Raw genomic sequence first — 20,945 nt, 5'->3', positions numbered from 1 at the left:
TCCCTCTCCTTATTATTTAGTGAATCCTTTAATTATCATCTGAATTGATACAAATGCCAATACCGGTATAAAAATCATTCTAATCGTTTTACTTCTTAAATTCTGCATTATCTTTGTACCTATTGCAGCGCCTACTAGAACTCCTAAAGCAACTGGTGCAGCAATTTTAGGATCTATATCTCCTCTTAATAAATAAACTCCTGCACTAGCTGCAGCTGTAACACCTATCATAAAGTTACTTGTAGCACTAGAAACCTTAAGAGGAAGTTTCATAAACAAATCCATAGCCATAACCTTAAATATACCACTCCCAATTCCAAGAAGTCCTGAAATTACACCAGCGACATACATCATACTGAACCCACCATATACTCCATCAACATTATAGCTTACATTTTCTTTTAACACCTTGTCATAATACTCACCATTTAATCTTAACTTATCTGCCATAGGATGTGTTTTTACGTTTGAAGGTAATTCCTGCCCCTTCTTCTTAAGCATTGCAATTGCAGAATAAAGAAGAAGAATTCCAAATATAACATAAAGATATTTTGAATCTATTAGACCGCTTATAAACGCTCCAGTAATAGCACCAAGTGTAGTTGCTATCTCTAAGAACATTCCAATTCTTACATTTGTTATTTTATCTTTAATATATGCTATTGCTGCACCGCTAGAAGTAGCTATTACTGAGACTATGCTGGCACCAATTGCATATTTGATATCAATTCCAAATAGTAATGTTAATGCTGGAGTAATGATAATTCCGCCGCCTAAGCCTAAAATTGAACCAAAAATTCCTGCTGCTATAGATAAAATTAACATTTGTATAATTATTGTTGTCATTATTGTCTCCTTTCTGCTGAAGGTGAAATATAAGATTCCACTATCAAAGCTGAAGCACCTACAGCCATGGTATGCTCCTTAAAATATCCGCCTTTACTAAATTTAATATTTGCATTTGCTGCATTAATTTTTTTAATAGCTACTTCTGTAGAAAGTTTATAGAATATATCAGAGTTATATATTGTTGGTCCACTTAATATTACTAATTGTGGATTAAGAAGGTTTATATAATTCGCAAGAGCTGTTCCAAAAACAATTGCAGAATTACTTACTATCTCTTTTGATATGGATTCACCTTCATTTGCTAATCTGAAAACATCCTTATAATCAATAGAATCTAAGTTCTTTTCTATAAAATTTTTATTTTCTCTTATAGACTTAACTTTAAACTCCTTTAAGATAGAATATATAGATGAATAGCTTTCTACACATCCATGATTCCCGCAGTAACATTCCCTTCCATTAATATCTATAACCATGTGTCCAAAAGCATCTTCTCTATCATTTATGGCTCTAATTATTATTCCAGCTGTTATAACTCCTGTTCTGATACCAATTCCACAATTGAAGTAAGCAATATTTTCATATCCTTTACCATATCCATAGAAATACTCTCCTAATACTGCACAGTTAGCGCCATTATCAATAATTACAGGTAGTCTAAACCTGCTTTCTAAACTCTCTTTTATAAACTTTGAATTAAAACTGGATCCTCCAATATTTTCAGAGCTTGTTTCAGTTCCTTTTTCTCTTTCTAACGGACCTATCACCCCTATTCCAACCCCTAACAAATAGTCACTTGTTATATTGAGCCCATCTAAAAAACTTCTAACAGCTTCTACAATACGTTCTGTTAAATTTTCACATGAATACCAGTCTTCTCCTGAAAATCTTTTCTCTTTTATAATCTGCATTTTTAAATTTGTAAGTAGAATTTGAGTGTAGGTTCTAGATATATCAATACCTATGCTATAAAACTTTGATGAATTTACATTATATAATGTTGGTTTTCTGCCACCGGTGGATTCTCCTACAGATTCTTCAACAATTAATTCTTTAGTTAGTAAATCATTTATTATTCTGTTTAATGTAGTGAGCTTTAAGTTAGTTGTATTTTGAATGTCTCTTTTAGTCAATGGCCCTTTCTTCTGAATTAAACTAAAAATCACTTTTCTATCTTGCTGAAGATCTTCCATTACCTTAATCATTACAGTTGTCCCTCATTCTTTAAATCTACTTTATTAAATAAAAGTTATAATAACTTATAACCAAATTGGTCATAAGTTATTATAAAAAAATTAGCTACTTTGTTTTATTTTATTTTTAAAATAATAAAAAGCTAATGCTAAAATCCACAATACAACTCCTGATAGACTAACAAGCTGAGCTATTCTTATACTACCAAGCATTAAACTATCAGTTCTTAATCCCTCTATAAAAAATCTACCCATGGAATATAGACCAATATATGTGAAAAATACTATCCCATTTCTCTTACTTTTCTTCAATATTACTAGAAGAACAACAAATACACAGATATTCCATATAGACTCATATAGAAAAGTAGGCTGATAATAAGTTCCTTCTATATACATTCCTCTCTGAATAAACTCAGGAAAATGTTTTATAAAATCATAGCTTACCGGGCCCCCATGTGCTTCTTGATTAAAGAAGTTTCCCCATCTTCCTATTGCTTGAGCCAGTATGATAGAGGGAACTGCTGTATCAGCGAGCTTAAAAAAGCTTATCTTTTTACGCCTTAAGTATAAAAATGCGGTCAGTGCACCAGCTATTAAGCCTCCGTGTATAGCCAAACCACCCTGCCTAATATTTAGAATTTGACTCATGTTATTCTTATAGTAATCAAACTCAAATAATACATAATATAGTCTTGCACCAATAATACTTAATGGAAGTGCTAATAGAACTGTGTTTATGAAGGTATCATAATCAACATTCCTAAACTTACAAGTGTATTGTGCTATTAAAATTCCAAGCATCATACCACTGGCGATAAGTATTCCATACCATCTTATAGGCAGACCAAATAAAGTAAATGCTACTGGATTCAATTTACCACCCCTTAATAAAAGTATTTTACTTTTACATTATATCTTATAAAGCCTAAAATGCCTAATGAAGCGTTATCCTTTTAAGGTAGTATATGGATATAACCTTATTCCAACCATTCTCTTGAGAAATTAATATAAAAACATCATCGAATTCTATTGTTATTATAAATATTTTTTTACACATAATATTAAAATATAATCATCTATTTTATGAAGTCTTTGTTAATAGTTATAGTTTAGAGGTTTTTTTATGCATGACCATAATTACCACTATTTTCATAATCATCATGACCGCAGGCATCATCATGATGTTTCTTCTATGAGTTTAATCAAACTATTTTTAGTAATTATTTTAAATTAAATAATTACTATTGCTGAGGTGCTCGGTGGATTAATATCTGGTAGTTTATCTTTAATTTCTGATGCACTCCATAATTTAAGTGATACAGTTGCCATTGCATCAAGCTATTTCTCAATTAAAATATCCAGAAAGCCAAAGAATAACACTAGAACTTACGGGTATAAGAGAGCAAATATTCTTTCAGCATTTATCAACTCTGCCGCACTACTTGGAATTTCTATATACCTATTAATTGTGGCATTTATGAAGTTCTTTCGGCCGTCAGTTATTCAAAGCAACACAGTTATTATAGTAGCAATTATAGGTCTACTAGGCAATCTTTTTAGTGTACTACTTTTAAGTAAAAGTTCAAAAGAAAAAATAAATTTAAAATTATCTTACCTTCATTTATTAAGCGATTTAAAGAAATAAAGATTTTATTATAAAATATATTTGCCATATATTCTAATTTAAAATAGCAGCATACTAATATTGCTATTAATTTATAAAATAAGAAGGAGAATGCTATGAAAAATAAACTTGTTTTATTAGCTATTACAGCCCTATTTATATTGAGTAGTTTCTTGTCTAATATAAATTGTTCTGCAGCAGTTATGCCTACTTATAGTGAATTACTCACTAGTACATTATCGTCTCCATCAAATAGTAAACTTATTGGTGTAGAAGCCGCAAAAACTGATACTGAACTAACCTTAGGAGATATGCTAACTTATGCAATTCAAGATGAATATTTAGCCAAGACTAAGTATTCACTTGTGGTAGAAAAATTTAGAGAGCAGCGCCCATTTATTAATATCATCAGTGCAGAAGTAACTCATATTAATTACTTAACTCCTTTATTCACTAAGTACAATATTGTACTTCCAGCTGATACTTCAAAAGAATATATTGAAGAACCTAGCACTATAAAAGAAAGTCTAGAGGCAGGAGTGCAAGGCGAAATCGAAAATATAGCGATGTATGAAAGATTCCTAAAACAAGATATACCAAGTGATATAAAAACAGTTTTTACAACGCTTAAAAATGCTTCTCAAAATCACTTAAATGCATTCCAAAGGGCATTAACCTTCTACTAAAATTTAATATTTACCTAAGCTTAGGCAAAACCCTGTAAACTTCTAACATAATAATGGATAAACTTAACCATACGAACCCAAATTCATATCCTGCTGCAACATCACTTGGATATTGAATATTGAAATAAATTATACTTAGCCCTGGAAGTAAACACATAACTAAATATAGGCTTATTATTAATGAGTTTATCCATAATTTTCTATTATATCTTATAACTAGATAAGTGAGGAATCCATATGTTACCACAGCCATTATATTCTCTGCACTTGGAAATGTATATTCTGTTCCTGTTGGTCCAATTCTGTGAAAAATATTTCTTAACATAGAAGATAGCGCTACTGCACCTAAAAAAGAAATAGTTAAAAACCTTAATTCAAGCAATTTATTCTTTCCTTTTATCATAATAAAGATAGCTGTCAATAAAATTATAAATAGTAAAAAATACATATTTGCAGAATTGCTAAATACTCTCATAGCAGTCCCCCAATCTTCATCAAAAACATGCACTATTATATATCTTGTCAGTTCATCAAATTCTCTAAATTCCTGTGCTAAAAAATCTTGAATAATACCCATTACAAGAGTTGAAAATACCAAAAATACAGCTACTACAGTTCCAATTAAAGCTTTTACTTTTCCAAAAGAATGAAATATTGTAAGACTGTTATTAAGCATTTTTAAAACAAACTCATAGACTATCTGCTTATGACTTTTATAAATGTAAATTAGCATTATCATTACCGCAATAATTAAGCTTCCAATTAATAAGTATTTCTTCAATAGTAAATGATATCTTTCCCAATTTGGGCCAAGAACCTTCCCTAAAGTGATAAAGGTTGTAGTCCACAGAATTGCTCCAAGGTAAGCATTAATTGCAAATTTTTTATATGATACATTTGTTATACCTGAAAAATATCCTGTTATATGTCTTACACCGGGAATAAAATATGCTACAATTAATAATTTGTTTCCGTACTTTTGAAACCAATTTGAAATTTTATCAAGTCTTTGCTTATTCATATGAATATAGTGACCATATTTTTCAAAGAATCCAATACCTAGGCTTTTTCCGATAAAGAAAGATATAGTAATTCCAATAATTGTTCCGATTGCAGCAGCTATAACACTAATTACCCAATTCATTTTTCCTGTATATATCACATATCCGCAATATGTCATTAGAGCTTCCCCAGGCAGAGGAACTGCTATAAGTTCCAGCATCAAAGCTACTAATAGTACGATGTAACCATAATGATTAAATGTTTCAATTATAAACTGCAACTACTTCACCTCACTTCTACCAACTTAGATGTTCAATCCCCAATCTCTTTTGTTTATAATATAATTGAACATAAATACTTTTATATAATCCATTTATATCTAATTCCAAGTAAAAAATCACTTCTATATTTAAACTTTAAATTTATTAACTTTCTCTGAAACTTTTTTTGAAGATAAATCAAGTGTTTCTGCTGACTGATATATTTTATCTGTAAAGCTGCTTATTTCTTGTGAGGTTGCTGCTATCTCTTCTGTAGATGATGAAATGTTCTCTGCTACTAAAGAAACTTGATTAATCCTTTCTACAATTAAGTCCTTGTCATCATTAATTTTTATGGACATACTATTCATTAATTGAATTTTGGGAGTTACTTCATCTATTGAACAAATTATATCTTCAAAAGAAGTTATTGAATTATCTAATATACTTCCTTGCTTATTTAACTCATTGTCCATTAATTCAGTGGTTTTTATAACTACACTTGATTCTTCTGTAATATTAGTAATTAGCATTGCAATCTTGTCTGAAGATACTTTAGATTGTTCAGCAAGCTTTCTAATTTCATCTGCAACAACAGCAAACCCTTTTCCAGCCTCCCCAGATCTAGCAGCTTCAATAGCTGCATTTAATGAAAGTAAATTAGTCTTGTCAGCTATATTATTTATCAAAATCATGATTTCATTAATTTCCTTTATATTTTCCCCAAGATCTTGAATACGCTCTTTAACATCTATGAAAGATTGCTTCACTTCATTAACAGAGTTTATTAATGCTTTAAAGTTATTATTTCCATTTTTAGCTTGCCCATTAATAACCCCCGTATTCTTATTAACTTCTTCAATTAAATTGACTATTTCTGATATTTTTATACCAAAATTAGATACATAATCATTAATGCTAGTTAGGTTTTCTGATTGTGAAAGAGCTCCATTAGATACTTCTTGTATTACATTTGCTACTTCCTTTGAGGAACTTGAGATTTCATTTGATAGCTCTAAGAGTACAGTTGATTGATTATCAACAATATTTGATGTACTATTTATAGATTGTATCATTGACTTAATTTTTTCTATCGAAACTGCTAATTGCTTTTTCATTAATCCAAATTCGCTGGTATTATTTACACCAATATTAATAGAAAAATCTCCTTCTGATATAACACTTAAAGTATTTGAAAAGTCTTTAATAGAACGTTTTATTAAATTTATTATTTCAATCACTATTACAACTAAGACTATAACTGAAAATATTAATAAATATAGAAATAACTTATAGCTATTTGCTGCCTTAGTGTTTGTATCACCTCTCAGGATCTCTGCATCTTTTGTTCCATAACTAATCATATCATCTACAGCACTATCTACCTCATTAGCTATAGAATCAAAAGTTTTAATATCCTCTGCACTCAATTTTTCATTTACACTTAACTTAGACTTTATAGTTTTCCAATTACTGTTATATTTATCATAAGCTGCTTTTACTTTTTCAATGTAATCTTTTTCTTGCTGGTCAAGGCTTCTATTTTCATACTTGCTCATCAAATCTCTAATTTCACTGTCTATCTTATCAATTTTTTGAACATATTCATCTTTATATTCAACTGATGTAACTTTTGTTATGTAAAGCTTTGACTCGATTAGGTTTGCTTTAACCTCAGAAGCTTGAGTACTTGGAATCAACGCATTTCTATACATATCATCTTGAAGTGTTTTAATATTATTAATAGTGTAACCTGCCACACTTCCCAATATAAGAAAGGCACCTATAGAAACTATCAGGATAATATACAGTCCCGTTTTAATTTTAAAACTATTAAATAATACCTTTTTACCATTAGTGTTCATCATGATATTCTTCCTCCTACTGCATTATGCGGAATAATGCACCTTATTATCAATCAGTACGTTATTATAAATTTTAAAAACTCTTTGCCCAAAGTTTTCTATTGAATATTCATTTACTATATTTTTTATATCAACTTTCATGTTTTTTTCTAATTCTTTATTAGAAGTTATATTTATAAGGATATTAACAAACTCTTTCTCATCTTTATAAGTAAAGCCTGTTACTCCATCTATAATTAAATTATCTATGCACCTATCCCATTTACATATAACAGGAAGTCCGCTTGCCAAGGCTTCAATGTATGTTATCCCTTGAGTTTCACTAGTTGAAGCAGTTACAAAATAATCACCAAGTTTATAATATTTATTAATTTCATCACTAGTAATCATATCTGTAAATTTTACATTTGATTCTAGTTTATATTGCATTACCATAGTCTTCAATTTAGATAGACATGGTCCTCCCCCAACTATTAAAAGCTTTGTATTTCCAATATACTCTAACGCCTTATTATAAAAGCTTATTACTTCTTCTATATTTTTTTCTTCCGCTACCCTTCCTACATAAACTAAAATTTTATCTTCACCGCTAAATCCATACCTTTTTAATAGCTTGTTTCTCTCATCTACAGATATCTCCTGCTGAAACTTCTTTAGATTTATACCTGTAGGAATTATTTCTATATTAGCGGCCACATTATAGCTTTCCAGTTTTTCTTTAACTTTTTCTGTTGGTGCAATTACTGTATCGAAAGTGTTTAATAGGAATCCTGTAAGCTTTGAAAGGGTTGATTTTCTAATAATTTTACCGCCAAGAAAGTAATGAAGATAATCCTCATACAATGTATGATAAGTGTGTACTTGAGGTATGTTTAATTTTCTCTTTATATATTTAGCTACAATCATTGTGGAAAACTCACTTTGTGAATGTATAATATCCGGTCTCCATTTTATAACTTCACTTATAATTCTGTTTCTCATAGGCCTTATTATTCTTGCATCTGGATAAATATTGATATGATAAGAGCTAAAGTAAAGAACATCTCCTAAAATATGTTCTTTACCATCAGAAGATAGAGTTAATATTTTTACTTCATGTCCTAAGTTTTTTAGCTGCATGTACAAATTATCTGTAGATACAACAACTCCATTTGTCATTGGAAAATAAGTATCAGTAGTTAGTAATATTTTCATTTTTATCCTCCAATTTTGATATTTTACAAATCCATCATTTAACAAAGTTATGATTGTCATTCCTATATATAAACACTAATTATACAGTGCCTTAAATCCTAATTTATAGGCAACCTTTTTCTCTAAAATTTCATACAACTCCTCAACTCTATTTCTGAGTTTCAGATTATAAATATAATTGACTATAAAGACTATTGTATATGCTGAAATAACATCTGCAGGATAATGATGTCCTACATAAACCCTTGAAAATCCAACAATTGAAGATAATATACTTAATGTCAAGCTAATTGCCTTATTATATTTTCCAAAGCCAAGTGCAATGCTCATCGTCCCTGTGGCATGATCACTTGGAAATGATGCATCCTTTGCATGTGGAAATAAAAGATTCACTTTATTATGAACAAATGGCCTGTCTACATAATAAATGCTTCCAACTATGAAGCTAATAAAAAGATTCATTAGAGTAAAAACAAAAATACTAAACATACTCTTCCTATACTCACTATTTTTCTTGAAAATTCCAAGTAGAAATACTATAGCAATTATCGCCATGAATAGGTATGGAACATACTTTGAAAAAACAATCATAATTACGTCTAAAACATTATCTTTATAAGCTAAATTATTTATAAGCCTAAAAAGCTCCATATTCATCTTTAACACCTCTTTACATTATGTTTTGATATAAACTCGCAAATTTTTCTATATAACCTTTTTCAATAATAATGAAAACTATTTCTGAACATATCAAGCCAATAATAATCCCCGCTATTACATCTGTAGGATAGTGTACATGTAGATAAAGTCTTGATAAAGCTATTAAAAGTGCTATTGCCATAAATAATAGCTTGTACTGCACAAAATACACAGATAATACTTTTGCTACTGCAAAGGAAGATAAAGTATGACCTGATGGAAATGAATATGATATTGGCTTTGTTATTAAAAGCTCATTTTTATTATGATTTACACAAGGCCTGACTCTCCTTACCAAATGCTTTATTATGCCTTCACCAATTAATGTGCTTATAATTAGGGTTAGTATTATTATTTCTCCCACGTTGCTAAATGGTGTATCTAATAATAAAAACACCGCTATAAGTATCCAAACAGCTCCTAGATTACCCATACTAGTAATTAAAGGCATTAATCTATCTAAATATTTACTTTTTAAATACTTATTAATAGTTACCAATATATAATTATCAAAGTTTATGATTTTACTTGGTATGTCTAGATACATTTAATCACCTTCTATCAATACCTAAACTGATATTTCTTTGTTGTTGTCTTCTCTATAATTTATCATTTTATTAGATGCATCTATTACTAACTTGCTGCACAAAAGACCTAAGATAATTCCTGCTATAACATCTGTTGGATAATGTACATATAAATATAGTCTTGAAAAAGCTATAAGTGACGCCAATCCTAAAATTCCAATAGAGTACTTCTTTAAATATTTTGCCAGAACTCCTGCAACAGCAAATGAAGAGGTAGTATGCCCCGATGGAAAAGAATATGATAAAGGTTTTGCTATTAAAAGATTAACCGCTGGAATATCTGCTGATGGTCGTACACGCTGTACTAAATGTTTTAAAACACCTTCACCTAGAACTGTGGCTAGAATTAAAGCTCCAATAGCCATAAATCCTACATTTCTATATTTTTTATTTATAATTAACAAAGCTGCAATTAAAAGCCATATAACTCCTCCATTACCTAACGAAGTTATTATTATCATGAATTTATCCATAATAATGCTATGCATACTGTTTTTTATAAGAACTAATATAGAGTTATCCAATCTTTGAAGTAACGACATCATCATTATCATCTCCACCTTTTTTTCTCTTCTCCTTTATAATTGCTATAACTGCAGGAAGAATTGATATTATAATAATTGCTATTAATACGTAAGAGAAATGTTTTTCTATAAAAGGTAGATTACCAAAGAAGTACCCCCCACCAAGAAATAAAGTTATCCATAGTCCGCCACCGAGCATATTATACGGTATAAACTTCGTGTAGTTCATTTCTCCTATACCAGCTACAAATGGGGCAAAGGTTCTAATTATAGGGATAAATCTTGCCAAAACAATTGTCATAGAGCCGTGTTTTTCATAAAATGTTTGAGCTTTCTTTAAATACTCTTTATTAATAAATCTAATATCTTCTTTTTCTAAAATTTTGTTTCCTAATTTTTTACCAATATGATAATTTACAGTGTCACCCAGCACTGCAGCAATATAAACCACAATGAGAAGTGTAAATATATTCATAGCCCCCATAGCTGCAATGGCTCCTGCTGCAAACAACATTGAGTCTCCTGGCAAAAATGGAGTAACAACTAATCCTGTTTCCATAAAGATTATTAAAAAAAGAATTAGATATGTTAACATCCCATATTGTTGTACCAGTAAATTTAGATACTTATCAATGTGCATTATTCCGTTAAAAAGATTAATTAAAATGCTCATAATTTTTCTCCTTTCGTTTTAAAACCTCGTATCGGTTTTCCTACGTTTTATATTATGTATTTACTAGATTAAAATCAGATTAAAAAGAACTTAGATTTATCTTAAGATTTTTTATGTATTCGTTTAAAATAAATAAAGTGAGAATAAATTTATATTCACTCACCTTATTAGAAAAATATATCCATCTTTTATATTTAATGCGTAAAAAAAAAGCTATATAAGCATGGTATAATATTATTGTTTAAAAGCATATAATCATGCAGGAATAACAAAATAAATTAAAAGAAGGTAATTTTGATGTGGGTATTATTTGCATTTGGTTCAGCATTATTTGCTGGCATTACAGCTATTTTAGCTAAGATTGGAATTAAAAATACAGACTCTAATCTGGCTACAGCAATTAGAACGATTGTTATATTAATTTTCTCATGGCCTATGGTTTTCATTGTTGGTTCTCAAAGTTTAATTCATCAGATAAGCGGACAGACCTTATTTTTCTTAGTGTTATCAGGACTGGCAACAGGTGCTTCCTGGCTCTGTTATTTTAAGGCTTTGCAAATGGGTGATGTGAATAAAGTAACTCCTATTGATAAATCCAGCACAGTATTAACTATGATTTTAGCTTTTATCTTTTTAAATGAAAAAATTACTTTTATAAAATTTATTGGTATGTGCGGCATAGGTATAGGTACATACATGATGATAACTAAGAAGGACAGTGAAGCCAAGGAAGTCAAGGATACCAGATGGTTATTTTACGCTGTTTTGTCAGCTGTATTTGCTAGTCTTACTTCAATTTTAGGAAAGATCGGAATAAGTGGAGTTGAGTCAAATTTAGGTACTGCAATCAGAACAATAGTAGTATTGATTATGGCATGGATAATAGTTTTTGTTTCAAAAAAACAAGCTGGAATTAAAAAAATTGATAAAAGTAGCTGGTTATTCCTCTGCCTTTCAGGTATTACAACAGGTGCATCTTGGCTTTGCTATTACAAAGCTCTTCAGCAAGGCCAAGCAAGCATAGTTGTTCCTATAGATAAATTAAGTATCGTTGCTTCAGTTGTATTTTCATATTTTATTTTGAAAGAAAAACTCACGAGAAAGTCACTCTTAGGATTGATAATAATCGTCATAGGAACTCTATTGCTTTTAATAAAATAGTTGTGGAAAATCAAAAATATATCGTTGATTTTATAACGACTTTAGATACTTAAGAATTAAAAGGATTGGAGTCTGACCAAGAAAAATTCGGTATACAATCCTTTATTCAATATGTAAAATTAATTATTATCCATATTTCTAATATTTATTTAAGTGAATCTCTTAGCCACTTATCTAGAGCTACTAAGCTGTCTTGGAATTTTCTACTTTCATCCAAATAAATTTTATCAACTTCTTGCTGCTCTAAATTAAAAGTCCTATCCCACTCAGAACCTTGTCCTCCTGTAGCAGATGTAAGTTTTTCATATTTGCTATCGTATTCTTTTTTCACATTTTTGAGTAGATTATTTATATCATTATCTTTAGTATTTTTAATCGAGTTTAAACTATTTTCATAAGATCTTTTGATTCTTAGAATTAATAGCTTTCTCTTTTCGTAACTTATCTTTTGATTATAATCACTTTGAGCTTTGTTATTAATTGCTGTATTTAGAGCTTTAGTTTTCTCATCCGTTGTTAAATTTTCAGCATTTATTTTTTCCGCTTCTAAATCGTATGTTTTCTTTATCATATCCAGCTGTTCTTTGTTTACTTTATCTAGTTCTACCATACATGCATTTATAACTTCGTTGGCTGTTTTAATCATTTCCTTTTCTTTATCATCAAAAGATATTTTATATTTATCTGAACTCTTAGTATACATTTGATCTCTTTTACCTATATACTCATCTTTAAGCTTCTGAAGATTTGTTTTATACTCATTATTCAATTTATCTATAGTAGTCTTATCTGTAGTATTGCTAGTAGTACTCGTATTAGCCACAGTTGAAGTTGCCGTTACTGTATTTGAAGTTTTTAATATTTTTGAACACCCTGAAAGCAATGCTGATATTGCTATTATAACAATTAAAATGTTTAACTTTTTCATATTTACATTCTCACTTTACTAAAAAATTATACAACTTATATAATCCATTCACCATGAATCCTAGCCCAAATAGTGTTATGACATAGGAAATTATATTTTCAAGCTTGCCAGAAACCTTAGGAGTAGTAAGTTTTTTACCACGAGAAGCTAAATAATTTATAGTCCATAAACTCATAAACATTCCAACTAACATAAAAAGAGCAAATATAAAGTAAGTAAATTTTCCGTAACTTCTCCATATTCTTATTACAGTGCTGCTTAAGGTTAACCAGAAAAAGTGAGTCATTGGATTAGAAAAGTTAACAATGAATCCTGTAAATAAAGCACGTGAATCTAGCTCTTTTTCTTCTGCTGCATCCTCATCTTTTTTTAGATTATTTTCTTTACTTTTTTTTAATGATTTATAACCTATTAAAAAAATTATTACTCCTGAAATTACCCAAAAGGTTACTTCTAATAGTTTGTTTGTTTCAATTAACTCAAGCAGCCCAAAATTAATGAGCATAACATCAATTGCATCTGCAATCAAAGACCCTGCTGCTACTTTTACACCTTGTTTAAAACCTTTTGAAATAGTCCATCTAACAGATTCAAAACCTGCTGGTCCCATAGGTATCGCAATAGCAATACCTGTTAATAGCCCAGTATATATTGCTCTTATCATTAATATATAATCCAAATTCATTACTCTATCCTCTCAAGATTAACAGATATTGTTGTTCCCTTCCCCTCAGTACTGTCAACTTCTATACAACCTTGGTGCATATCAACAATCCATTTTGCTATAGACAATCCTAGCCCACTCCCCCCTTTGTCTTTAGATCTTGATTTATCTACAGTATAAAATCTATCAAAAATACTTCTAACTTCTTCTTTAGGTATACCTATACCGTTATCACTAACAGTTATCTCTATGCCTTTATCTTTTATCTTTGAGCTTATATCAATTGTTCCTTGTTCTGATGTAAATTTAATACTATTTTCAATAAATATCCTAAGCATTTGTTTTATCATCTTCTGATCTGCCAAAACTTTTAAAGTATCATTATTATTATTTGTTATTATTCTATTAGAAGCTATTAATTTACTTTCCGCTACAACTTCATTAATTAACTCATTAAGCCAAAATTCTTGCTTTTCTAGTTTTTGCTTTCCACTATCACCTTTAGCAAGAAACAATAGTCTCTCAACTAGGTTGCCCATATTATCAGCCTCAAATTTAATGGCATATATAGATTTATCTAAAGCTTCCTTATCATCCTTGCCCCATCTATCAAGTAAATTTGCATAACCTTGTATAACTGCTATAGGAGTTCTAAGTTCGTGAGAAGCATCTGATACAAACTGAATTTGTCTATTAAAAGATTCTTGAAGTCTATCTATCATTTTATTGAAAGTATTTCCAAGTCTTTTTAGCTCATCTTCAGGACCTTTTACTATAATTCGTTCTCTTAGATTGTTAATGCTTATGCTTTCTGCAGCTTTAGTAATATAATCAATTGGTTTTAGCATTTTCTTACTTATAATGTATCCTATAATAATCGAAGCAATTACACCAATAAAATCTGCTATGCCCATGAGTACAAATAAAATTTTCATAAAATCATACTCATTATCCATATCTTTAACTATTTGTAAATATACAGCCCCATAATCCTTATTATCAATCCTTATGTTCTCAAATAGTATATGTTTTTCCCCTGCTTCTTTTTTTAGTACTTTTCCATAAGTTTCCTTTATTTCAACCTTATACTTAAATTTATCCGAAGAATTGATAACATTTCCGTCTCGTTGTATTATCCTTATATGAATATTTTCATTTGAAGGAATATCTGTAACTATTTCTTTGTCAGATAAATTGATATGTTCATTTTGGCTTGTAATCTTATTTGTTAATATAGTTTTTATATCTTCAAGTTGCTTGTTGCTCTGACTATAAAGATAGTATTTAACTCCATATAGAATTGAAGCATTTAAAGCCAGCAGGAGTAACGAAAACATAAACGCATATATTATTGTAAGCTTCACCGAAATTTTAGCATTTTTAATAATTTTAAAATTCATCATCAATCACCCTTAATTACATATCCTACTCCTCTTATAGTAGTAATAAGCTTTTCATCAAATCCTTCATCAATTTTACTTCGTAAATATCTTATAAATACATCCACCACATTAGTGTCACCTACATAATCATATCCCCATATATTCTCAATAAGCTGTTCCCTTGAAAGAACTATATTTTTATTCCTGATAAGCATTTCCAAAATGTCATATTCTTTTTTTGTAAGTTCTATTTCTTTTCCATTTCTCCATACTTGATGAGTTTTGTTGTCCATAAGAATATCTTTCACTTTAAGTTCCTCAATCTTATTAATTATAGACTTATCTCTTTCATAAACTCTTATTCTAGCTAAAAGCTCCTCTATCGCAAAGGGCTTAGTAAGATAATCATTGGCTCCTACATCCAGTCCTATTACTTTATCGGACACATCACTTTTGGCAGTTAACATTATTATAGGTACCATAGAAAATTGTCTTATTCTTTTACAAACTTCTATTCCATTTAAATTGGGAATCATTATGTCTAAAAGCATTAAATTGTATTTATTATTCTCCGCCTTTTTCAGCCCTTCTCTCCCATCGTAAGCTGTGTCTACCTTATACCCTTCATGCGTTAATTCCATTTCTATAAACATAGACATCTGTTTTTCATCTTCTACTAATAAAATATTAAAGTCTCTCACTTTAACACCTCCATAAGAAAGTAGTGAGCTGATAGCTCACTACTAAATACTAATATATACTATTTTGCTAGTCTTCGCCACGGTTACCTTCCTCTTTATCGTGACCATTTCTATTTTCACCCTTAGATTTCTCATTGTCTAATTTTAATATTACACCATTTTTAGAATCCACCTTTACTCTCTGAAGCATATTCTCTTTGTCTTTAATATTAAACTCGTATTCATAAACTGCTTCCTCAAAATTCAATTCTTTTTCTACATTTATAACCTCACCAGGCACCTTACCTAAAGCAATTTGCTGTAGCTGATCTTGTGTATATTTTAAGTTGCCTTTTGCCTTAGAATATACTACTCCAGCTATTGATCCCCCCACAATTATTACCGCTGCAATACTGATTGATATAATCTTTATGATCCTTTTTTTATAGTTCCTACAAAATTCCTTTACTTTTATAAAAATATTTTTCATTATATTTTCCTCCTGTCAGATAAACAATATTTTAATTCTTGATTTTATGTTGTCTTAGTGTATTTCTTTTTTAGCATTATAAATACTGTTCCTAATGCTAATAGGATTGGCTCTACATAAGATATTATCAACACCATATTTTTATCAACTTTTGTATTTCCCATAATCTCTATAGGAATAGCATCGCTTGAAATAATTTGATTATATTCTTTAGAAACCGCTGTAGTATAAAGATAATAATTACTGGTATATACAAACCGTATAGGAAGTTCTATAACTTTTGTTTCCCCCGGATTAAGTATATCTACCTTTACAGGTTTATCTGCACTGTAATCTTCTAAGTTAACGGTCATATTCTTTTTTATATCTGCCATAGTTATATAAACAAGTAAATCCTTTATAGGCTTATCCGTGTTATTTTTCACTTCTGCTTTAACTAATTCTTCTTTTCCTGGGTAATCTTTAACCGCAGAAGGAGATGTTATGGATATACTTAATTTATCTGTATTTAAATCCTTAGCATAAACATTTGTTAATGGATATAAAGCCAGAATCAAAAACATTGTAATTGCTATATATATCCTCCTCATACTATTCTCCTCCTTTGAATGCGATTTTCTTTGTTCCGTAGATTAAAAATATATAGGACAAAACTGCAAATATTAATATTGGAATTATGAACTTAGTCATTCCAGCAAAGCCCTGTTTTTCAATTATTACAGCTTTCATAAGGTTAAATGTATTAGATAATGGACTAATCTTTTCAATCACCGCTCCAAAACCTGCTTTTTTAATTGAAGTTGATAATAAGCTCGGCAGTCCAGTCAGTATAAAAAATATTATAGAAGTTATTATAGAGCTCTTAGATGAACCCAATAAAATTGAAAGAGTAATAGAAATATTGGCATAAGAAAATGCTACAATACTACCTATAACAACAATAAAAATTACTGCTCTAGCAATAAGTCCTGTTCCATAGCTTAATGTTGATATATATGGAATTGCTATGGCAAAAACAGATATTCCCATCAAAAGCACTCCAATTAGTTTTGCAAAAGCTACCTGCATCTTTGGTACAGGTGTAAGCATCAAACTTTCAAGAGTACTTTCTTCTTTTTCATTTGAAAAAGTTACTGCAGCAAGAACTATTGTTATAAGTAATGCTAATCCTATAACTAATTTCCCCATTGTAACTATAACTTCTGTTTGAGCAAGTAGACTTAACTCTTTCACAGATACAAAGCTATAAGACATTATGCTAAATATAATTGCTATAATAATTAACCATAAGTTCCCTTTCATAGCATAAAAGTTTTCTCTAAGTTCCTTTTTAATAATTGAAAGATTCATATTAATTTCTCACCTTCTTATCAGTAAGTTTAAAAAATATATCTTCTATCGTTGTCTCTACTTTGCCTATCTCATGGATGTCAATAGAATTCACAAACAACTTTTCGACGATATAATGCTTTGCTTCATTTAACAAATTATTGTTACAGGCTTTATTGACATAAATGTATATATTATCGTCTTTTAACTCCAATCCAGTAAACATCTTATTTTCTTTTAAAAACTGATACACCTTTATATTATCAGATGTTTTAAGTTTTATTGTTTCATTTTCAGAATACTTATCCTGAAGTTCCTTAATACTTCCCTGCTCTATAAGTTCTCCATTTTGAACTATTGAAACTTTATTACAGAGCACTTCAATATCTTTAAGTAAATGAGATGTAATAAATACTGTTACATTCATTACTTTATTTATTTCAAAAATAAGATTTTGAATATCCTTCTGTCCTATTGGGTCAAGTCCTAAAGTAGGCTCATCAAGAAAAATTATTTTAGGATTATTTATAAGAGATTTAGCAATACCAAGTCGTTGCTTCATACCCCTTGAATAATGACCTATAGGAACTTTTTTCTTATCACTTAATCCTACTTTTTCTAGTAAATATTCAATATGCTTTGTATATTTTGATTTATCTTTTCCAAAGAGTTCAGCAAAATAGCTAAGGTACTCTACACTGGTCATCCAATTGTAGTAACCATGAGATTCTGGCACAACCCCTATTATTTTCTTAACCTCATTTTCGTTTGAAGCAACATCAAGTTCATTAACAAAAACTTTTCCACTACTTGGTTTTAATAATCCCGTTAACATTCTAATAGTTGTGGTTTTTCCTGCCCCATTGGGACCAAGAAAACCAAAAATATCTCCTTCTGCAACATTCAGACTTAAGTTTTTTACTGCTGTAAATCCATTTTTATATGTCATAGTCAGATTTTCAGTTTTAATCAAAATCTTTACCTCCTTTTAGCTTAGTTTCAATATCTCTTAACTTATATTTGTATATTAAATTTCCTAAATTAAAAAGGATTAAAATTAAGATTAAAATTAGATTAAAACTACAAAAATAATTACATTATTTTAAGAAGTCCATTTTAAATTACACAACAACTTTATTGATACTCCACAGTTATTCCAATCGAGGAGGCGAATGTTTGCTTCACTCACCGACCTCTCACCCCGTTCGTACCCTCTGATACACATTCATATCTGGAGATTTTATGGGCAAAGATTATAATATATAAATATGAATACCAGAAATCCCAAGATAGATTTTTCACCTAGGATTTCTGGTATTTATCTTTTTTATAGAAGTAAATTTTTCTGCAATATAACAATATACTAAAGTAATAAAACATCTATAAATCTATGAATGTTGCGTTATACTCTAAACTTTTGAATCATACTAGTAAGTTTCTCTGCCATTTCAGCCTGTGCTTGTGTAGCTTTTGCGATCTGCTCAATTGCTGATGTAGTTTCATCAACACTACTTAATATTTCCTGAGAACTAGATGATGATTCTTGTGCAGACGCAGCTACTGTTTGTATTGCATTAGTAACTTGATCTATAGCTTCTGCCATAGATCGTGTTGCCTGTGAAATCTCTTTAGATATTTCACTAAAGTAATTAGAGTCTTCTTCATACTGTTTTCCAGTCTTTATCATAAAATCATAATCTGGCTTAACATCTTGCTCTATAAAGCCAAGCACTTCTTGAGCATTTTTTGATAAATTATTAAATGATTGTTGAACTTGATCCACTATATCTTGTATTTGTTTTACTGTAGCAGCAGATTGCTCCGCAAGTTTTCGCACCTCTGATGCTACAACAGCAAATCCTCTCCCCTGTTCTCCTGCCCTGGCAGCTTCTATAGCTGCGTTTAGAGATAACAAATTAGTTTGGGCTGCTATAGAACTTATAGTATCACCCATTATTTTTATCTGTTCTACTACCTTGCCATCATCTATGGCTTTTAAAATCTTTATCTGCTTGTCTTTATAAAGATTATTAGTATCCTCTATTGACTTTGAACTCTTATCTTTAACTTCAACAGCACGTACTTTAATTTCATTTGCATTATGACTTGCATCTTTAGACTTTCTGTCAAGTTGACTAGATGTAGAACCGATCTCTTCTATAGATGCATTTATTTCCTGAGTAGAAGCACTTAATTCTTCTGATCCCTTAGATATCTGTTTGGTCGATTGATTCATTATTTCCATTTTAGATAATATCTCTTCAATAGTTGAAGAAAGTTCCTCACTAGACGCTCCCATTGCTTCTGCACTATTAGTTAATTCCTCAATTAAACTTCTTGTATTTTTTACTGCTTTATTTAATTCTTTTACCAATATGCCTATTTCATCTTTAGTATCTATATCAATATTTTGAGTTAAGTCACCACTACCTAGTGACCTTGCAAAAGTTAATACTTTCTTTAGCTGACTACTTATTTTTGTAGATATAAATAAACCTAAACTCACAGCTATAATTAATACACATATAGAAAGTATAGTTGCCATTTTAAAGGCTGATGAATAAATAGATTGATTATTATCATTTGCTTGTTGTGCATGAATTATAAATAGTTTTACAAGGTTATTTAAAGTGCTTGACATTTCTTTTCTTATATCTGAAACTTTAGGGAACGCTTCCTTTGCTTTTTCATAATTATTTTCTTTAACTAAATTTATTATATCTTCTCTAGAGGTTCTATAGTTCTTAATTCCTTCTTTAAATTCGTCATATATTTTTTCTTCTTCGGATGTCAAATTTATTTTCTCAAAGCTTACCATAAGTTGATCATTTTCTAGTTTAAAATCATTTATCTCTTCTTGTAACTCTGAAAGCCTATATCTATTATCTTTGTCAAGGATCAATAAGATATTACCCCTAATTTGTAACAAATTCTCATTTATGGTTTTTAATTGATTTATGGGTATCAAATTTTTTTCATACATATTAATTGCATTATTATTGATTTTAGACATATCAGAAATTCCAGTTATAGCAACAATACCTATAAGCAAAGATACTAATGTAAACCCACCCACTAACTTAACTTTAATTTTCATGTCATTAAACCATTTCATATAAATCCTCTCCTCCTTTTTTGAATCATAATCAAAG

22 protein-coding genes are annotated in these 20,945 nt (G+C 29.7%); 3 read left to right on the top strand and 19 right to left on the bottom strand.

All coding sequences use genetic code 11. From position 1 onward, the window contains the following. Positions 1-12 precede the first annotated feature (12 nt). The 3 genes from C1I91_RS15095 to lgt all read right to left on the bottom strand — a co-directional run bounded on the left by C1I91_RS15095 (position 13) and on the right by lgt (position 2,918). Positions 13-846: a sulfite exporter TauE/SafE family protein gene (locus C1I91_RS15095; protein ID WP_128213600.1), complete on the bottom strand. Its 834-nt coding sequence runs from the start codon at positions 844-846 to the stop codon at positions 13-15. Then, positions 846-2,054 (bottom strand): ROK family transcriptional regulator, encoded by a 1,209-nt coding sequence (locus C1I91_RS15090; RefSeq protein WP_128213599.1) that lies wholly within the window; start codon positions 2,052-2,054, stop codon positions 846-848. The genes C1I91_RS15095 and C1I91_RS15090 overlap by 1 nt, the downstream gene beginning before the upstream one ends. A gap of 90 nt (positions 2,055-2,144) precedes the next feature. Further along, positions 2,145-2,918: a prolipoprotein diacylglyceryl transferase gene (lgt, locus tag C1I91_RS15085; RefSeq protein WP_128213598.1), complete on the bottom strand. Its 774-nt coding sequence runs from the start codon at positions 2,916-2,918 to the stop codon at positions 2,145-2,147. 379 nt (positions 2,919-3,297) lie between these two features. Between lgt and C1I91_RS15080 the strand changes: the two genes are divergently transcribed. After that, a complete protein-coding gene (locus tag C1I91_RS15080; RefSeq protein WP_238475789.1) occupies positions 3,298-3,690 on the top strand; it encodes a cation diffusion facilitator family transporter in 393 nt (130 codons plus the stop codon). Positions 3,691-3,785: 95 nt separating this feature from the next. Beyond that, complete coding sequence (locus tag C1I91_RS15075; RefSeq protein ID WP_128213597.1) at positions 3,786-4,355, top strand: ferritin-like domain-containing protein; 570 nt, start codon at positions 3,786-3,788, stop codon at positions 4,353-4,355. A gap of 10 nt (positions 4,356-4,365) precedes the next feature. On the opposite strand, the gene C1I91_RS15070 is transcribed toward C1I91_RS15075, so the two are convergent. The 7 genes from C1I91_RS15070 to C1I91_RS15040 form a co-directional block, all read right to left on the bottom strand. Continuing rightward, complete coding sequence (locus tag C1I91_RS15070) at positions 4,366-5,637, bottom strand: VTT domain-containing protein (protein WP_128213596.1); 1,272 nt, start codon at positions 5,635-5,637, stop codon at positions 4,366-4,368. Between the two features lie 129 nt (positions 5,638-5,766). Further along, the gene (locus C1I91_RS15065; RefSeq protein WP_128213595.1) at positions 5,767-7,485 is read right to left on the bottom strand and encodes a methyl-accepting chemotaxis protein; all 1,719 of its coding nucleotides are present in this window, start codon (positions 7,483-7,485) and stop codon (positions 5,767-5,769) included. A gap of 21 nt (positions 7,486-7,506) precedes the next feature. Then, positions 7,507-8,676, bottom strand: a complete 1,170-nt coding sequence (locus tag C1I91_RS15060; protein ID WP_128213594.1) for a glycosyltransferase family 4 protein — start codon at positions 8,674-8,676, stop codon at positions 7,507-7,509. Between the two features lie 75 nt (positions 8,677-8,751). Next, positions 8,752-9,333 (bottom strand): phosphatase PAP2 family protein, encoded by a 582-nt coding sequence (locus tag C1I91_RS15055; protein ID WP_021656744.1) that lies wholly within the window; start codon positions 9,331-9,333, stop codon positions 8,752-8,754. A 13-nt stretch (positions 9,334-9,346) separates the two neighbouring features. Beyond that, positions 9,347-9,922, bottom strand: a complete 576-nt coding sequence (locus C1I91_RS15050) for a phosphatase PAP2 family protein (protein WP_128213593.1) — start codon at positions 9,920-9,922, stop codon at positions 9,347-9,349. A gap of 21 nt (positions 9,923-9,943) precedes the next feature. Continuing rightward, a complete protein-coding gene (locus tag C1I91_RS15045) occupies positions 9,944-10,507 on the bottom strand; it encodes a phosphatase PAP2 family protein (protein WP_205694339.1) in 564 nt (187 codons plus the stop codon). Beyond that, positions 10,479-11,159: a DedA family protein gene (locus C1I91_RS15040; protein ID WP_128213592.1), complete on the bottom strand. Its 681-nt coding sequence runs from the start codon at positions 11,157-11,159 to the stop codon at positions 10,479-10,481. The genes C1I91_RS15045 and C1I91_RS15040 overlap by 29 nt, the downstream gene beginning before the upstream one ends. 297 nt (positions 11,160-11,456) lie before the next feature. Here C1I91_RS15040 and C1I91_RS15035 point away from each other — a divergent pair, with 297 nt between their 5' ends. After that, entirely contained in the window at positions 11,457-12,320 is an 864-nt protein-coding gene (locus tag C1I91_RS15035; protein WP_128213591.1) for an EamA family transporter, read from the top strand. 145 nt (positions 12,321-12,465) lie between these two features. Here the strand turns inward: C1I91_RS15035 and C1I91_RS15030 are convergent, their stop codons facing one another. The 9 genes from C1I91_RS15030 to C1I91_RS14990 all read right to left on the bottom strand — a co-directional run bounded on the left by C1I91_RS15030 (position 12,466) and on the right by C1I91_RS14990 (position 20,908). Continuing rightward, the gene (locus tag C1I91_RS15030; RefSeq protein ID WP_128213590.1) at positions 12,466-13,248 is read right to left on the bottom strand and encodes a hypothetical protein; all 783 of its coding nucleotides are present in this window, start codon (positions 13,246-13,248) and stop codon (positions 12,466-12,468) included. A gap of 10 nt (positions 13,249-13,258) precedes the next feature. Further along, positions 13,259-13,933, bottom strand: a complete 675-nt coding sequence (locus tag C1I91_RS15025; protein WP_128213589.1) for a LysE family translocator — start codon at positions 13,931-13,933, stop codon at positions 13,259-13,261. Further along, a complete protein-coding gene (locus tag C1I91_RS15020; RefSeq protein WP_205694216.1) occupies positions 13,933-15,312 on the bottom strand; it encodes a sensor histidine kinase in 1,380 nt (459 codons plus the stop codon). The genes C1I91_RS15025 and C1I91_RS15020 overlap by 1 nt, the downstream gene beginning before the upstream one ends. Positions 15,313-15,314: 2 nt before the next feature. Further along, positions 15,315-15,995, bottom strand: coding sequence for a response regulator transcription factor (locus tag C1I91_RS15015; RefSeq protein WP_128213587.1), 681 nt, complete (start codon positions 15,993-15,995; stop codon positions 15,315-15,317). 67 nt (positions 15,996-16,062) lie between these two features. After that, on the bottom strand, positions 16,063-16,464 hold the full coding sequence (locus C1I91_RS15010) for a PepSY domain-containing protein (protein ID WP_128213586.1): 402 nt from the start codon (positions 16,462-16,464) through the stop codon (positions 16,063-16,065). A gap of 44 nt (positions 16,465-16,508) precedes the next feature. Then, the gene (locus tag C1I91_RS15005) at positions 16,509-17,054 is read right to left on the bottom strand and encodes a hypothetical protein (protein ID WP_128213585.1); all 546 of its coding nucleotides are present in this window, start codon (positions 17,052-17,054) and stop codon (positions 16,509-16,511) included. Position 17,055: 1 nt separating this feature from the next. Further along, complete coding sequence (locus C1I91_RS15000; protein ID WP_128213584.1) at positions 17,056-17,814, bottom strand: ABC transporter permease; 759 nt, start codon at positions 17,812-17,814, stop codon at positions 17,056-17,058. 1 nt (position 17,815) lies between these two features. Next, positions 17,816-18,766, bottom strand: a complete 951-nt coding sequence (locus tag C1I91_RS14995) for an ABC transporter ATP-binding protein (protein ID WP_051359009.1) — start codon at positions 18,764-18,766, stop codon at positions 17,816-17,818. A gap of 429 nt (positions 18,767-19,195) precedes the next feature. Beyond that, positions 19,196-20,908: a methyl-accepting chemotaxis protein gene (locus C1I91_RS14990; RefSeq protein WP_128213582.1), complete on the bottom strand. Its 1,713-nt coding sequence runs from the start codon at positions 20,906-20,908 to the stop codon at positions 19,196-19,198. Positions 20,909-20,945 lie beyond the last annotated feature (37 nt).

The organism is Clostridium manihotivorum, assembly GCF_004015185.1.
GTDB lineage: Bacteria > Bacillota > Clostridia > Clostridiales > Clostridiaceae > Clostridium_AR > Clostridium_AR manihotivorum.
This window is presented reverse-complemented; position numbering and strand designations above follow the sequence as displayed.